The sequence below is a fragment of the Enterobacter sp. PTB genome (assembly GCF_051130085.1).
GTDB classification, from domain to species: Bacteria; Pseudomonadota; Gammaproteobacteria; order Enterobacterales; family Enterobacteriaceae; genus Enterobacter; species Enterobacter ludwigii.
In genome coordinates this window covers 75,843-91,591 of sequence record NZ_JBDKEE010000014.1, presented here as the reverse complement: position 1 = coordinate 91,591, position 15,749 = coordinate 75,843, and the positions used below count along the sequence as shown (strand labels likewise).

Below are 15,749 nucleotides of genomic sequence, written 5' to 3'. Positions count from 1 at the left end.
AATCACGCCACCAGCAAGGAGACGAACGCTAAAAATGCAAAACCAAAACCGGCCCAGGTGATGCGCGACGTCGCCACAAAACGCAGACGCGCCATGCTGTTCTCAAACAGGGCAATCACCAGCACGCCGACAAGTAGCTTGAGCGCGGCAACGACCACCGCCAACACCAGGCCGGCCGCGGAAAAGTGCGTCATCTGCCCCCACGGGAAGAAGACACCGACAAACATCTGCAGCACCACCAGCTGTTTGAGGCTGATGCCCCATTTCAGCACCGCAAAGCCGTAACCGCTGTACTCGGTCAACGGACCTTCCTGCAGCTCCTGCTCCGCTTCCGCGAGGTCGAACGGCAGTTTGCCCATCTCGATAAACGTCGCGAATGCGCAGGCGCAGAGCGCCAAAAGCAACGGAAGGGAACGGTCCACGGGCCAGTGATACACGGTATGAGTGATAAAGCTAATATGGGTTGACCCCGCGACCTGCGCAGCGACCCACAGGCCGAGCAGCAGGATCGGCTCAACCAGCACGCCGAGCATGGCCTCGCGGCTGGCACCAATCCCGGTAAACGGGCTGCCGGTATCGAGGCCGGCAATCGCGAAGAAGAAACGCGCGATGGCGAAGAGGTAGATAAGCGTAATGAGATCGCCCAGCACCGGCAGCGGTGACCCGACGGTGACGACCGGTAACGCCGTGGCGATGGTGAGCATGACGCCAGCCAGCACAAACGGTGTCAGGCGAAAGACCCATCCTGCCGCGTCCGGGGAAACGCTCTGACGTCCCATCAGCTTGAACAAATCACGGTACTCCTGGAGTACACCAGGCCCGCGACGGTTATGCATCCGGGCACGCGCCACGCGGCTCACCCCGGAGAGCAACGGCGCCATGGCAAATAGCACCAGCGCCTGAAGTATTGCCAGTAACAGACTCATGTCAGGCTCCTCGTGAAATCACAATCACAACCAGTACCGCCAGCTCGATCAACGCCAGTCGGCGGAACAGCACGGGCACGGCAGCGCTCTGCCAGCCCGGCACCCACCCCACCGGGTTAAGCCAGTCCCGCAGTTTCAGCACCGCGGCAAAGTTCTCTTTGACCGGCATGGCAAAGCCGTGCGCTGTGATCACCATGGATTGCTCGTGTGCGTAACCGCAAGCCCAGGCGGTACCGCGTGATCGAGAGGAGAGGCGGTCGCGTCTGAAGAACAGCATCAGCACGAACGGCAGCAGCGGCGCGGCAATCAGCAGCAGCGCAATCATCGGCTGGGACACCGTGGTATGCGCCGTGGTGAGCGGCAGAGGAATGGCGTTACCCAACAGCGGCAGAAGCCACGGGGCGGCTACCCCGCCCGCGATGCAGCACAGCGCCAGCGCGACAACGCTCGCCCCCATCAATGCCGGTGCACAGCAGGCGTTTTCGGCCTCACGCGTGCGCGGTGCACCCAGGAAGGTCACGCCGTAGACTTTAGCCATACACATCACCGCCAGCGCACCGGTTATCGCCAGCCCAACCGCCAGCAGCGGGCCGAGCATCCGGGCGATAAACACCTCGCTCTGACCGAGTGCGAAGAAGGACTGATAGATAACCCACTCGCCGGCAAAGCCGTTCAGCGGCGGCAGCGCAGCCATTGCCATCAGCCCCACCAGCATGCACAGAGAGATAACGGGCATTTTTTTGCCGATGCCGCCGAGTTTTTCGATATCGCGATGACCGGTGCGGAACCAGACGCTACCGGCCCCGAGGAACAGGGTGCTTTTAAACAGGCTGTGGTTGATCAGGTGATACAGGCCGCCGATAAAGCCGGCCGCAATCAGCGCCGGTTGATTGAGCGCCAGCCCGGTAACGCCTGCGCCAATACCCAGCAGGATAATGCCGATGTTCTCAAGGGTGTGGTACGCCAGCAGACGCTGGATATTGTGCTCCATCAGGGCGTACAGGCCGCCGATGAAGGCGGTGATCATCCCGGCGACCAGCAGCACAACGCCCCACCACAGCGGTGGCTGCCCACCGGTGAGCGTTATCGTCAGAATGCCGAACAGACCAACCTTCATGACAACCGTCGAGAAGAGCGCTGCGGCAGGCGCGGAGGCATGTGCATGTGCCTGTGGCACCCAGCCGTGCAGCGGGATAATCCCGGCCAGCAGGCCAAAGCCGATCACGCCAAGGAGCCAGACATCATTCCCCAGCGACTGACCGTTAAGGGCGGAGAAGTCCAGCGTGCCGAAGCGCTGCCACACCAGCCAGCAGGCCAGTGCCAGCAGCAACGTGCCAAGACGCCCCAGCGCAAACCACAGTTTGCCGGAGGTGCTACAGCCCGTAAGGAATACGCCGCACAGCGCCATGATCTCGGCCATCACCACCAGCGCGCCGAGGTTGCTGGCAGTCACGGTACAGACCGCCGCGGCCATCAGCAGATTGACCAGCAGACCGTTGGGCTGAGTGTGCTGATGGCGGTGCCAGTCAATATTAAACAGGCTGATAAACACGCCGCACAGACCAAAGGTCACCAGCCAGATGGCATTCAGCGGCGTAATTTCAACGGTGTGCCGTATCAGCGGCATCACCGCTTCGACAGATTGTCCGCCTGTTAACACGAGGCCACCGGCCACCAGCGTCATCACGCTGCCAACCGCCCCGCCGATACCGGCTATCCATCCGCTCAGGGTTTTATGGAAAGAGAAGATCAAGGCCAACACAGCAGCGGCGGCAAAATAGGCCACCGCGCTGGTAATCATCATCACCGCGTTCATTTCGCCCCCTCGTTCAGCGCCTGAAGCAGAGAAAGATCGCCGAAATCACTGTTAATGGTCAGCTCACGCTTACGTTTACTGGTGCGAACGATGTCGCGAATATTGACCAGAATCAGCGCCTTCGTCGGGCAGGTGCGCACACAGGCTGGCCCTTGTTCATCAAAGCTGCACAGGTCACATTTGACCGCAACGGCACGCACGCCGGGAACCCAGTCAAGCAGCGTGCTCACCTTCGCCGGCGCAGGTGGCGCTGGCGGCGCTTTCGGGGAGTTGGCATTCGCCGGGATATGCAGCGGACGGCTGCCGGAAAATTCAATCGCGCCGAACGGGCAGGCAATGCCGCACAGTTTGCAGCTCACGCACAGACTTTCATTCAGCTGCACCGCCCCCTCGACACGGGTGATGGCATTAACAGGACAGACTCCCGCGCAGGGGGCATCTTCACAGTGGTGGCAGAGCTGCGGCGCAGACTCTTTTTCATTACGCATGACGCGCAAGCGCGGCATGGACTGTAGCCCGTGCTGACGGTGCGTTTCCGAACAGGCCGCCTCACAGGTTCGACAGCCAATACAGACCGTCGAGTCAGCAATTACAAAACGGTTCACCGGGTCATCCTCTGGTGATAGTCATTTTTGACGAAAAACTGTCTTGTCGACACTTCTCGACACGCAATGGTCAGGCCACGTTCGCTGAGGTATTTCCATCCATCAGCTGTTTCAGGTTGACCGGGAGATCGTGTTCAACAGCGGCGTACAGGCCGTTATAAACCGGCGCGATTTTTTCCAGATAGTGCTCCAGCACCTGCTGGCGATCGCGGTTACTGACGTGACCATCGACCATCCCGTCGGCCATCAGCTGCGCCTTCGCAATACACTGTTTTTCACCTTCTTTTGTTTCGACGTAGTACTCGATGGTGTGGCTGTTGAAGGTGTCTGCCAGGGTGACGTTTATCGTGAAATGGCCGAAGAGCACAAAGCGCATATCCCCCTGCGCTGCACAGCTCATGGCGTGGTGAAGACGGGCTTTTGACAGGGTGATGCCCTGAACCAGAGAGTTGCAGTAAAGGTGCCACTGCTCCTGTAACTGCTGATGGCGCTGCGCAATGTAATCCGCTTTTTCGCTAATTTCCCAAATAGTCATAAAAGGTATCCGGTTAATGGAGATAGCGGCTGTTAAGCAGATTCCATGCCAGTTTTTAATGCATTGATTTTTAAGTATTTTAATCAAAAGAAGCGTGTCAACCGCGCCGTGTCGACGTGTCATTTCGACAGCATTGACATCGTCACGCCTTAACAAAAATCAAGCTGGCACCGTTATTGCATTATCGGGGCAATTCATTGAGGAGGCGTCATGCACGAAATCACCCTCTGCCAGCGGGCCGTCGAGTTAATTGAACAGCAGGCGCGGGCAAACAATGCAAAACGCGTCACCGGTGTCTGGCTACAGGTCGGGGCCTTTTCCTGCGTTGAAACCAGCGCCCTGACCTTCTGCTTTGAGCTGGTGTGCCGCGGCACGCTGGCGGAAGGCTGTGAACTGCATATTGAAGAACAGCAGGCGGAGTGCTGGTGCGCGCAGTGTCAGCAATACGTCACTCTGCTTTCATCGAAGGTTCAGCGCTGTCCGCAGTGCCAGAGCAGCGAGCTTCGCATCGTGGCGGATGACGGCATGCAGATCCAACGTCTCGAAATCGAGAAGGAGTAAAATATGTGTAGTACCTGCGGTTGCGCTGAAGGCAACCTGTATATAGAAGGGGATGAACACCGTCCTCACGCCGCGTTTCGCTCCGCACCCTTTTCACCTGCCCCTCGTCCTGCAGCGGCATTAACCGGTATCACCTTCGCCCCCCGACACTCCGCTGCGGGCGACCTGCATTACGGGCATGGCGTCGCCGGTACCCACGCGCCGGGGCTCAGCCAGCGTCAGATGCTGGAGGTGGAAATCAACGTTCTGGATAAAAACAACCAGATTGCAGCACGCAACCGCGCCCGCTTTGCCACGCGTAAACAGCTGGTCCTGAACCTGGTCTCCAGCCCCGGCTCCGGCAAAACCACGCTGCTGACACAAACGCTCCACCGCCTGAACGGGCGCATCTCCTGCGCGGTGATCGAAGGCGATCAGCAGACGGTGAACGACGCCGCGCGTATACGCGAAACCGGCACGCCCGCCATTCAGGTTAATACGGGTAAAGGCTGCCATCTGGATGCACAAATGATTGCCGACGCCACGCCGCGCTTGCCGCTGGCGGACAACGGCATCCTGTTTATTGAGAACGTGGGCAACCTGGTCTGTCCGGCCAGCTTCGATCTCGGTGAGCGACATAAGGTCGCGGTGCTCTCGGTGACCGAAGGTGAAGACAAGCCGCTTAAATATCCGCATATGTTTGCCGCCGCTTCGCTGATGTTGCTGAACAAAGTTGACCTGCTGCCATACCTGAATTTCGACGTGGATAAATGCATGGCCTATGCCCGTGAAGTGAACCCGGAGATTGACATCATGCTGGTGTCCGCCACCCGCGGCGACGGGATGGACGCCTGGCTGAACTGGCTGGAGAGCGAACGATGTGCATAGGCGTCCCCGGACAAATTCACGCCATTGACGGGAATCAGGCCCGCGTTGAGGTGTGTGGCATATTGCGCGACGTCGACCTGACGCTTGTCGGCAGCACCGACGAAACCGGCGCCTCACGCCTCGGTCAGTGGGTGCTGGTGCACGTGGGGTTTGCCATGAGCATCATCAACGAAGCGGAGGCCCGCGACACGCTTGCTGCCCTTCAGAATATGTTCGACGTGGAGCCGGACGTCGGGGCATTGCTGTACGGCGAGGAGCGGTAAACCATGCGCTACGTTGATGAATATCGCGCGCCTGAGCAGGTGATGCAGCTGATTGACCATCTGAAAACACGGGCGGCACGGCTGAGCTATACCGCCGAAAAGCCGCTGCGTATTATGGAAGTCTGCGGCGGGCACACACATGCCATCTTTAAATTTGGCCTCGACCAGCTTCTGCCGGAAAACATCGAGTTTATCCATGGCCCCGGCTGCCCGGTGTGCGTCCTGCCGATGGGACGCATCGACGCCTGCCTTGAGATAGCCCACCAGCCTGACGTGATTTTCTGTACCTTTGGCGATGCGATGCGCGTGCCGGGCAAAAACGGCTCGCTGCTGCAGGCAAAAGCCCAGGGCGCGGATATCAGGATCGTGTACTCGCCGATGGACGCCCTGACGCTGGCCACCCATAACCCCGGTCGCAAGGTCGTCTTTTTCGGGCTTGGTTTTGAAACCACCATGCCCGCCACGGCCATCACGCTGCAGCAGGCCAAAGCCCGCAACATTGATAACTTTTTCTTTTTTTGCCAGCACATTACGCTCATCCCGACGTTACGCAGCCTGCTTGAAGAGCCGGACAACGGAATTGACGCTTTTCTGGCGCCGGGCCATGTCAGCATGGTTATCGGGACGGCGGCCTACGGCTTTATCGCTGAACAGTTCGAACGGCCTTTAGTGGTGGCTGGTTTCGAACCTCTTGATCTACTGCAAGGCGTGACCATGCTGGTTGAGCAGAAAATAGCAGCCCAGAGTGCAGTAGAAAATCAGTACCGCCGTGTCGTCCCCGACAGTGGAAATGTGGTGGCCCAGCAGGCGATAGCCGAGGTATTTAGCGTCGAGGGCGACAGCGAATGGCGTGGTCTGGGGCTGATTGCAGAGTCCGGCGTGCGCCTGACGCCAGCCTACCGGTCGTTCGACGCCGAAGCCCACTTCCGCCCGCAGCCGCAACAGGTGTGTGACGATCCGCGGGCCCGCTGTGGCGAAGTGCTCACCGGTAAATGCAAACCCCATCACTGCCCGTTATTTGGCAACACCTGTAACCCGCAAACGGCTTTTGGCGCGCTGATGGTCTCTTCCGAAGGGGCGTGTGCCGCGTGGTATCAGTATCGCAATCAGGAGTCTGAAGCATGAATACGGTTGAAATGGCACACGGCAGCGGCGGCCTGGCGATGCAGCAGCTGATTAACCGTCTGTTTATGGACGCGTTTGATAACCCCTGGCTGGCGGAACAGGAGGATCAGGCCCGCATTGACCTCTCCACCCTGACCGCGCAGGGCGACAGGCTGGCCTTTTCCACCGACAGCTACGTGATTGACCCGCTGTTCTTCCCGGGCGGCGATATCGGCAAGCTCGCGGTCTGCGGCACGGCAAACGACGTGGCCGTCAGCGGCGCTGTTCCGCGCTTTCTCTCCTGCGGCTTTATCCTTGAAGAGGGGCTGCCGATGGAGACGCTCTCTGCGGTCGTCAGCAGCATGGCGCACACGGCACGCGAGGCGGGTATCGCCATCGTCACCGGCGACACCAAAGTGGTCCAGCGTGGCGCAGCCGACAAACTGTTCATCAATACCGCCGGCATGGGGGCGATCCCTGCCGACATTCACTGGGGCGCGCAGCAGCTTGCCGTCGGCGACGTGCTGATCGTCAGCGGATCGCTGGGCTGCCACGGGGCGACGATCCTGAACCTGCGTGAAGGCCTGGGGCTGGACGGAGAATTACGCAGTGATTGCGCGGTACTGACCCCGCTTATCCAGACCCTGCGTTCCCTTCCAGGCGTGAAAGCCCTGCGCGATGCGACCCGCGGCGGGGTTAACGCCGTGGTACATGAGTTCGCGGCACGCTGCGGTCTGGGTATTGAACTCACTGAACGCGCGCTGCCCGTTAAGCCTGCCGTTCGCGGCTTGTGCGAACTCCTCGGGCTCGACCCGCTAAACTTTGCAAATGAAGGCAAGCTGGTCATTGGCGTGGAGCGTGCGGCGGCCGAATCCGTACTTGAACAGCTGCGGGCACATCCTTTCGGGAAAGAGGCCGCGCTGATTGGTGAAGTGGTTGAGCGCAAAGGGGTGCGCCTGACCGGGCTGTATGGCGTCAAGCGTACGCTGGATCTGCCGCACGCGGAACCTTTACCCCGCATTTGCTAGAACCGCGCCAAAAGCGGTCAGCACTGACTTTCTCTTTTTTGCCAGTTTCTATTGGAAAGCAATATGCCGTATACACCGATGAGCGATCTTGGACAGCAGGGCCTGTTTGACATTACGCGCACACTTTTACAGCAGCCCGATCTTGGCGCGCTGAGCGATGCCCTGACGCGGCTGGTCAGGCAATCAGCGCTGGCAGACAGCGCCGCAATTGTGCTCTGGCATAGCGCAAGCCATCGCGCGAGCTACTATTCAACGCGCGACAATGGCAAAGCGTTTGAGTACGAGGATGAAACCTACCTCGCTCATGGTCCTGTCCGGCGTATTCTTTCCCGCCCGGAGGCGCTGCACTGCAATTTTGAGGAATTCCGCGAAGCGTGGCCGATGCTGGCGCAGAGTCAGTTATACCCGCCTTTCGGCCACTACAGCCTGCTGCCACTGGCGGTGGAAGGGCATATCTTCGGCGGCTGCGAGTTTATTCGTCACACCGACCAGCCGTGGAGCGAGGCGGAATACGAGCGTCTGCACACCTTCACCCAGATTGTGGCCGTGGTCGCAGAGCAAATTCAAAGCCGCGTCACCAATAATGTGGATTACGACCTGCTGAGCCGCGAACGTGACAATTTCCGGATCCTGGTGGCCATCACCAACGCGGTGCTTTCGCGCCTCGATATGGATGAGCTGGTCAGCGAAGTCTCAAAAGAGATCCACCACTATTTCAAAATCGACGCCATCAGTATTGCGCTCCGGGGGCACCGGAAAGGCAAGCTGAACATCTACTCCACCCACTATCTTGATGAGGCAAACCCCGCCCACGAACAGAGTGAAGTGGATGAGGCGGGCACGCTCTCTGAGCGGGTATTTAAAAGCAAAGAGATCCTGCTGCTCAATCTCAACGAGCAGGATGCGCTCGCGCCTTATGAGCGGATGCTGTTTAACACCTGGGGGAATAAAATCCAGACGCTGTGCCTGCTGCCGCTGATGTCCGGCAATACTATGCTTGGTGTCCTGAAGCTGGCGCAGTGTGAAGAGGGCGTCTTTACCACCGCCAACCTGAAACTGCTGCGCCAGATTGCCGAGCGTATCTCCATCGCACTGGATAACGCGCTGGCCTATCAGGAGATCCACCGTCTGAAAGAACGGCTGGTGGATGAAAACCTGGCGCTGACGGAACAGCTCAATAACGTGGACAGCGAGTTTGGCGAAATCATCGGCCGCAGCGATGCCATGTACAGCGTGCTGAAACAGGTGGAGATGGTGGCGCAAAGTGACAGTACGGTGCTGATCCTCGGTGAAACCGGCACCGGTAAAGAGCTGATTGCCCGTGCGATCCACAACCTCAGCAACCGTAACAGCCGCCGCATGGTGAAGATGAACTGCGCCGCTATGCCCGCAGGCCTGCTGGAAAGCGATCTCTTTGGCCACGAACGCGGCGCGTTTACCGGTGCCAGCAGCCAGCGCCTGGGCCGTTTCGAGCTGGCGGACAAAAGCTCGTTGTTCCTTGATGAAGTGGGTGACATGCCTCTGGAGTTGCAGCCCAAACTGCTGCGCGTCCTGCAGGAGCAGGAGTTTGAACGTCTTGGCAGTAACAAACTTATCCAGACTGACGTGCGGCTCATTGCCGCCACCAACCGCGATCTGAAAAAAATGGTCGCCGACCGCGAGTTTCGAAGCGACCTCTATTATCGCCTGAACGTCTTCCCAATCTGCCTGCCGCCCCTGCGTGAACGGCCGGAAGATATCCCTCTGCTGGTCAAAGCGTTTACCGCCAAAATAGCCCGCCGGATGGGCCGCAACATCGACAGTATCCCCGCCGAGACGCTACGTACCCTCTCCTCGATGGAGTGGCCGGGTAACGTCCGTGAACTGGAAAACGTCATTGAACGTGCGGTATTGCTGACGCGCGGTAACGTACTGCAACTCTCCCTGCCCGAAGTTTCCCTGCCCGAAACCCCGGTTACAGCCACCGACGTGGCGCAGGAAGGTGAAGACGAATATCAGCTGATCATGCGCGTGCTGAAAGAAACTAACGGTGTCGTGGCCGGACCGAAAGGTGCCGCCCAGCGACTGGGGCTAAAACGCACCACGCTGCTCTCGCGGATGAAACGTCTCGGGATTGATAAAGAGAGCCTGGTGTAGCGTCATTCTGGCTGAGATCCCGCATGCAGGCGTTGGGATACGGTTGTCAGCGAAGCGCCTGAACGGTTACTTTTTCGGGCGATACTTTTCCGGTAATTCCGGTACCGGGCGACGGTCATCCATCAGGTGGCGTACCGTCAGGATGGGATGACGCCATAACATACGTGGGCCAGCCCAGCGCATCACCTGCTTCATCTCTTCGCGCCTGGCAGGCTGATAGCAGTGAACGGGGCACTGTTTACAGGCGGGTTTTTCCTCACCAAAAACGCATTTATCCAGGCGCTTATTGGCATACGCTTTCAGCGCCTGATAATGCCCCTCTTCCTGCGAAGCCTGGGGACACTGTGTTTCATACAGCGCGATCATTTTCGCGATCGTCTCTTTCTCACGTGTAATGCGTTTTCCGGACATAACGGCTCACCAGATAATAAAGTGCATTTATAATACGCCTTTCAGATACTGATTTCAGGTGTTGCATTCTGTTTTCTGAAGGCTGATTCCAGTATTAAGCCCACGCCTGCAGTAAATCACTGGTATTTTATACAGCATCAGGAATGACCCTTGTCCACGTTGTCCGGAGGCCGTATGCACGAGATCGCTATCACCAAATCCTATCGTCATTTGAAAGTGGGGTATTTCAGAAAGCGTCATGAAGACCGTAACACCAAGATACCCAAACGCTACAGCGTGCATGCGGCGCTGAGCTTAAAGGGCGACTGGCTTGAAAAAGCGGGGTTTACCACCCATTCGCAGGTCAGAGTGGGTGTTGAGCATGGAAAAATTGTCATTGAGTTAGTGCAGGAAGGCACCTCGTAAAGCCGCGACATTTTTCTGCGCCGTACCTTTTTTTCATGCGACAATAGAAGGAACTAACGGCCACTGAGCCGCCCAAAGCGTATTATTTTCAAAGAAATGGACATCATAACTCCATGAGCACAATCGACAATTTCGACGCACATACGCCGATGATGCAGCAGTACCTGAAGCTGAAAGCACAGCATCCGGAAATCTTGCTGTTCTACCGTATGGGCGATTTTTACGAGCTATTTTATGACGATGCCAGACGTGCGTCGCAGCTGCTCGACATCTCGCTGACCCGGCGTGGCGCATCTGCAGGCGAGCCCATTCCCATGGCCGGTATTCCGCATCACGCGGTAGAAAACTACCTTGCGAAACTGGTGAATCAGGGTGAGTCAGTCGCCATCTGCGAACAGATCGGCGATCCGGCAACATCAAAAGGGCCGGTTGAGCGCAAAGTCGTGCGCATCGTCACGCCTGGTACGATCAGCGACGAAGCCCTGCTGCAGGAGCGCCAGGATAACCTGCTGGCGGCACTGTGGCAGGACGGCAAAGGTTTCGGTTATGCGACGCTGGATATCAGCTCCGGACGTTTTCGTCTGAGCGAACCGACAGATCGTGAAACGATGGCGGCTGAATTGCAGCGCACGAACCCGGCAGAACTGCTCTATGCCGAAGATTTTGCCGAGATGGCGCTGATTGAAGGCCGCCGTGGTCTGCGCCGTCGTCCGCTGTGGGAGTTCGAAATTGATACCGCGCGCCAGCAGTTGAATCTGCAGTTTGGCACCCGCGATCTGATTGGCTTTGGTGTGGAAAACGCCCCGCGCGGACTGTGTGCCGCGGGTTGCCTGCTGCAGTACGTCAAAGATACTCAGCGCACCACCCTGCCGCATATCCGCTCGATCACGATGGAGCGTCAGCAGGACAGCATCATTATGGATGCCGCGACGCGGCGAAATCTGGAGATCACCCAGAATCTGGCCGGAGGCGTGGAAAACACCCTCGCTTCCGTCCTCGACAGCACGGTGACGCCGATGGGCAGCCGTATGTTAAAACGCTGGCTGCATATGCCCATTCGCGATACCGACACGCTTACCTGTCGTCAGCAGACGATTGCCGCGTTGCAGGATCGCTACAGTGAACTGCAGCCCGTGCTGCGTCAGGTCGGCGATCTGGAACGTATTCTTGCGCGTCTGGCGCTGCGTACGGCACGTCCGCGCGACCTCGCCCGCATGCGTCATGCCTTCCAGCAGTTGCCGGAATTGCGCAGCCTGCTCGCCGAAGTGGATAGCGCGCCGGTGCAGAAACTGCGTGAAACCATGGGTGAATTTAGCGAGCTGCGCGAGCTGCTCGAACGCGCCATTATTGACGCACCTCCGGTTTTGGTGCGTGACGGCGGCGTAATTGCCCCGGGCTACAACGAAGAGCTGGATGAATGGCGTGCGCTGGCCGACGGTGCCACGGACTACCTGGATAAGCTGGAAATTCGCGAGCGCGAACGCCTTGGGCTCGATACCCTCAAAGTGGGCTATAACGCGGTTCACGGTTACTACATTCAGATCAGCCGTGGACAAAGCCATCTGGCCCCCATCCACTACGTGCGCCGCCAGACGCTGAAAAACGCTGAGCGTTACATTATCCCTGAACTGAAAGAGTATGAGGACAAAGTTCTCACCTCGAAAGGCAAGGCGCTGGCGCTGGAGAAACAGCTGTATGAAGAGCTGTTCGACATGCTGATGCCGCACCTTGCAGACCTGCAGTCAAGCGCCAGCGCACTGGCAGAGCTGGACGTGCTGGTCAACCTGGCAGAACGCGCTGAAACGCTGAACTACACCTGCCCGACCTTTACCGATAAACCCGGTATTCGCATCACCGAAGGCCGTCATCCGGTTGTGGAACGGGTGCTGAACGAGCCGTTCATCGCTAACCCGCTAAGCCTGTCGCCGCAGAGAAGAATGCTGATCATTACCGGTCCAAACATGGGCGGTAAAAGTACCTATATGCGCCAGACAGCGCTTATCGCTCTGCTCGCCTATATCGGCAGCTACGTTCCTGCGCAAAAAGTGGAGATTGGCCCTATCGACCGTATCTTTACCCGTGTCGGGGCAGCGGACGATCTGGCCAGCGGCCGCTCAACCTTTATGGTGGAGATGACCGAAACCGCCAATATTCTGCATAACGCGACCGAATACAGCCTGGTATTGATGGATGAAGTCGGGCGCGGAACATCAACCTATGATGGTCTGTCACTGGCATGGGCCTGCGCTGAAAACCTTGCCAATAAGATCAAGGCAATGACGCTGTTCGCAACCCACTATTTCGAGCTGACACAGTTGCCAGAAAAGATGGAAGGCGTGGCAAACGTCCACCTCGATGCGCTGGAACACGGCGATACCATCGCCTTTATGCACACCGTACAGGATGGTGCCGCGAGCAAGAGCTATGGCCTGGCCGTGGCCGCGCTGGCGGGGGTTCCAAAAGAGGTGATCAAACGTGCGCGCCAGAAATTGCGTGAGCTGGAGAGCCTGTCACCGAATGCCGCGGCCACGCAGATTGATGGCACGCAAATGTCATTGCTAGCCCCGGCAGAAGAGACGTCACCGGCCGTTGAGGCACTGGAAAATCTCGATCCGGACTCGCTCACGCCGCGTCAGGCGCTGGAGTGGATTTATCGCCTGAAAAGCCTGGTGTAGTCTGCACCCGGTGGCGCAATGCTTACCGGGCCTGCCGGGAAGTAGCGGTATCTGAAACAAACAGGCCGGGTAAGGCGAAACCGCCTCCCGGCTTTTTTTTAGCGCTTATCGTCGGCCAGTAACGGCGGGATCGTCGGCACCTGTGGTGCGTCATCGATATCCTTCTGCGTCATGCGAAACGCTTGCGGATAATGATCGCGGTGGGTCCGGCGTAGCGGCTCCGTGTCACGCCAGGTATACAGACAATGCTGGCACTGATAGACAGTCCAGACCCCTTTCACCGGTGATGTTGCCATCACCTCAATATGCTCATCAGCACAACGTGGACATATCATCTTTTCCTCCTTATTGGCGTGCAGCCAGCATCGCAGTCAGTTTTTCGGCCCAGGCCTTGGTTTCAGGTAAATCCTGTACCGGCTGGCTGAAGTGGCCCCGGTTGTCGGGTGCAACAGGCGTGGTGGCATCAATAATCAGTTTGTCGGTAATGCCTGCCGGGCTGGAGCCCGGGTCCAGTTCAAGCACCGACATATTCGACAACTGCACCAGATCGCCCGCCGGGTTCACCTTCGAGGACAGCGCCCACATCACCTGCGGCAGGTTGAACGGGTCAACGTCTTCATCCACCATAATCACCATCTTCACGTAGCCCAGGCCGTGCGGCGTGGTCATAGCACGTAAGCCGACTGCGCGGGCAAAGCCACCGTAGCGTTTTTTGGTGGAGATAATCGCCAGCAAACCGTGTGTATACATGGCATTGACCGCCTGCACTTCCGGAAATTCTGCTTTCAGCTGCTGGTAGAGCGGTACACAGGTAGCCGGGCCCATCAGGTAGTCAATTTCGGTCCACGGCATGCCGAGGTAGAGGGATTCAAAAATGGGTTTTGTGCGGTAAGACACTTTATCAATACGCACCACCGTCATGTTACGGCCACCAGAGTAGTGCCCGGTAAACTCACCAAAGGGTCCTTCGATTTCGCGCTTGCGGCCTTCAATCACCCCTTCCAGAATGACTTCAGATCCCCACGGTACATCAAAGCCGGTCAGCGGTGCCGTCGCAATGGGATAGGGGCTTTCGCGCAGCGCACCGGCCATCTCATACTCAGATTGATCGTATTTCAGCGGCGTCGCGCCCATAAGTGTAATAATCGGATCATTGCCAAGCGTAATCGCGACCGGCAGATCTTCACCGCGCTCTTCCGCTTTATGCAAATGCAGGGCGATATCGTGCATCGGAACCGGTTGCAGACCCAGCTTGCGTTTTCCCTTCACTTCCATGCGATAGATACCGACGTTCTGCTTGCCGAAGTTATCCGCATCAAGCGGATCGCGCGAAACGACGCACGCTTTGTCGAGGTAAAAACCGCCGTCACCGTCGTTCAGACGGAACAGCGGCAGGATGTCGAAAAGGTTAATGCCTTCACCCTCCACCGTATTTTGAGCCCAGGCGGGATCTGCACGGCGCTCTGGCGTGACGGGGAATTTATCCCAGCGGCGAATAAACTCATCAATCTGTTTTTTGACGGGGGTGTTCGCGGGCAGTCCCATAGAAATGGCGTGATTCTGCCATGAACCAATGGTGTTCATTACCACCCGGGCATCGGTAAACCCGCGAATATTATCGAACCACAGCGCCGGTGCGCCGTCACCAATACGGCCTGTGGCATTGGCTGCCGCGGCCAGGTCCGGTTCTGCATTCACCTCTTCTTCAATTTTTAGCAGTTGCCCTTGCTCATCGAGCGCCTGCAGGAAGCTTCTCAAATCATCAAATGCCATCTTTATTCTCCTGTGAAAAATGTTTTGCTTCCCGCAACCCGTTCCAGCGGCGCGCTTTTTTGTGCTCCAGACCAAACTGGTCGAGCACGCGGGTCACAATGTGATGGGTGATATCGTCGGCGGTCTGCGGGTGGTTGTAATACGCGGGCATCGGCGGCACCATTGCCACGCCCATACGGGACAGTGCGAGCATATTCTCGAGATGAATGGTGCTGAGCGGGGTTTCACGAGGAACCAGCACCAGTTTGCGCCCCTCTTTCAGCACCACATCTGCCGCACGGCCCACCAGTCCTTCGGCGTAGCCTGCGCGAATGCCTGCCAGGGTTTTCATACTGCAGGGAATGACGATCATGCCGTCGGTGCGAAACGAGCCGGATGAGATAGTGGCAGCCTGATCGGCCGGGCTGTGGACAACATCGGCCAGCGCAGCCACATCCTGTGCGGTGTAGGGTGTCTCCAGCTCAATGGTGGTTTTTGCCCATTTCGACATGACCAGATGGGTCTCCACCTCCGGCATGTCACGTAATGCCTGCAGCAACGCTACGCCCAGCGGCGCTCCCGTTGCGCCCGTCATTCCAACTATCAATCTCATTCAGCACCTCAATCAATTCGTTCGCATACGAACATATTAAATACGTTACTCC

Annotated in this window: 16 protein-coding genes; 8 read left to right on the top strand and 8 right to left on the bottom strand. The window is 57.9% G+C overall.

The window, feature by feature from the left end; all coding sequences use genetic code 11:
* Nucleotides 1-2: 2 nt before the first annotated feature.
* The 4 genes from AAIR21_RS17575 to hycA form a co-directional block, all read right to left on the bottom strand.
* A complete protein-coding gene (locus AAIR21_RS17575; RefSeq protein ID WP_014171366.1) occupies nt 3-926 on the bottom strand; it encodes a respiratory chain complex I subunit 1 family protein in 924 nt (307 codons plus the stop codon).
* Nucleotide 927: 1 nt separating this feature from the next.
* On the bottom strand, nt 928-2,742 hold the full coding sequence (gene hycC, locus AAIR21_RS17570; protein WP_138014123.1) for a formate hydrogenlyase subunit 3: 1,815 nt from the start codon (nt 2,740-2,742) through the stop codon (nt 928-930).
* Nucleotides 2,739-3,347 (bottom strand): 4Fe-4S dicluster domain-containing protein, encoded by a 609-nt coding sequence (locus AAIR21_RS17565; RefSeq protein WP_014171368.1) that lies wholly within the window; start codon nt 3,345-3,347, stop codon nt 2,739-2,741. The genes hycC and AAIR21_RS17565 overlap by 4 nt, the downstream gene beginning before the upstream one ends.
* Nucleotides 3,348-3,417: 70 nt before the next feature.
* On the bottom strand, nt 3,418-3,882 hold the full coding sequence (hycA, locus tag AAIR21_RS17560) for a formate hydrogenlyase regulator HycA (protein WP_020883831.1): 465 nt from the start codon (nt 3,880-3,882) through the stop codon (nt 3,418-3,420).
* 210 nt (nt 3,883-4,092) lie between these two features.
* On the opposite strand from hycA, the gene hypA reads away from it, so the two are divergent.
* The 6 genes from hypA (at nt 4,093) to flhA (ending at nt 9,841) form a co-directional block, all read left to right on the top strand.
* The gene (gene hypA, locus AAIR21_RS17555) at nt 4,093-4,443 is read left to right on the top strand and encodes a hydrogenase maturation nickel metallochaperone HypA (protein ID WP_014171370.1); all 351 of its coding nucleotides are present in this window, start codon (nt 4,093-4,095) and stop codon (nt 4,441-4,443) included.
* A gap of 3 nt (nt 4,444-4,446) precedes the next feature.
* A complete protein-coding gene (hypB, locus tag AAIR21_RS17550; RefSeq protein WP_032680402.1) occupies nt 4,447-5,310 on the top strand; it encodes a hydrogenase nickel incorporation protein HypB in 864 nt (287 codons plus the stop codon).
* Nucleotides 5,301-5,573 carry a HypC/HybG/HupF family hydrogenase formation chaperone gene (locus AAIR21_RS17545; protein WP_047356672.1) on the top strand — a complete coding sequence of 91 codons (273 nt, stop codon included), beginning with the start codon at nt 5,301-5,303 and terminating at the stop codon, nt 5,571-5,573. Before hypB ends, AAIR21_RS17545 begins: the two co-directional genes overlap by 10 nt.
* A 3-nt stretch (nt 5,574-5,576) precedes the next feature.
* Complete coding sequence (hypD, locus tag AAIR21_RS17540) at nt 5,577-6,698, top strand: hydrogenase formation protein HypD (protein ID WP_138014125.1); 1,122 nt, start codon at nt 5,577-5,579, stop codon at nt 6,696-6,698.
* A complete protein-coding gene (gene hypE / locus AAIR21_RS17535) occupies nt 6,695-7,705 on the top strand; it encodes a hydrogenase expression/formation protein HypE (protein ID WP_044865615.1) in 1,011 nt (336 codons plus the stop codon). The genes hypD and hypE overlap by 4 nt, the downstream gene beginning before the upstream one ends.
* A 63-nt stretch (nt 7,706-7,768) precedes the next feature.
* Nucleotides 7,769-9,841: a formate hydrogenlyase transcriptional activator FlhA gene (gene flhA / locus AAIR21_RS17530; protein WP_020883827.1), complete on the top strand. Its 2,073-nt coding sequence runs from the start codon at nt 7,769-7,771 to the stop codon at nt 9,839-9,841.
* 66 nt (nt 9,842-9,907) lie between these two features.
* On the opposite strand, the gene AAIR21_RS17525 is transcribed toward flhA, so the two are convergent.
* Nucleotides 9,908-10,252, bottom strand: a complete 345-nt coding sequence (locus AAIR21_RS17525; protein ID WP_040018915.1) for a nitrous oxide-stimulated promoter family protein — start codon at nt 10,250-10,252, stop codon at nt 9,908-9,910.
* Between the two features lie 174 nt (nt 10,253-10,426).
* On the opposite strand from AAIR21_RS17525, the gene AAIR21_RS17520 reads away from it, so the two are divergent.
* Together AAIR21_RS17520 and mutS are read left to right on the top strand one after the other, a co-directional pair.
* Nucleotides 10,427-10,657 (top strand): SymE family type I addiction module toxin, encoded by a 231-nt coding sequence (locus AAIR21_RS17520; protein ID WP_020883826.1) that lies wholly within the window; start codon nt 10,427-10,429, stop codon nt 10,655-10,657.
* Nucleotides 10,658-10,770: 113 nt separating this feature from the next.
* Complete coding sequence (gene mutS, locus AAIR21_RS17515) at nt 10,771-13,332, top strand: DNA mismatch repair protein MutS (RefSeq protein WP_183516679.1); 2,562 nt, start codon at nt 10,771-10,773, stop codon at nt 13,330-13,332.
* A gap of 98 nt (nt 13,333-13,430) precedes the next feature.
* Here mutS and AAIR21_RS17510 read toward each other — a convergent pair whose 3' ends face one another.
* From AAIR21_RS17510 to AAIR21_RS17500, 3 genes are read right to left on the bottom strand one after another with little or no spacing between them, the layout of a single operon-like run.
* Nucleotides 13,431-13,667 (bottom strand): non-oxidative hydroxyarylic acid decarboxylases subunit D, encoded by a 237-nt coding sequence (locus tag AAIR21_RS17510; RefSeq protein WP_014171381.1) that lies wholly within the window; start codon nt 13,665-13,667, stop codon nt 13,431-13,433.
* Nucleotides 13,668-13,677: 10 nt separating this feature from the next.
* Nucleotides 13,678-15,105 carry a non-oxidative hydroxyarylic acid decarboxylases subunit C gene (locus tag AAIR21_RS17505; RefSeq protein WP_014171382.1) on the bottom strand — a complete coding sequence of 476 codons (1,428 nt, stop codon included), beginning with the start codon at nt 15,103-15,105 and terminating at the stop codon, nt 13,678-13,680.
* The gene (locus AAIR21_RS17500; RefSeq protein WP_014171383.1) at nt 15,095-15,697 is read right to left on the bottom strand and encodes a non-oxidative hydroxyarylic acid decarboxylases subunit B; all 603 of its coding nucleotides are present in this window, start codon (nt 15,695-15,697) and stop codon (nt 15,095-15,097) included. Before AAIR21_RS17500 ends, AAIR21_RS17505 begins: the two co-directional genes overlap by 11 nt.
* Nucleotides 15,698-15,749: the final 52 nt, after the last annotated feature.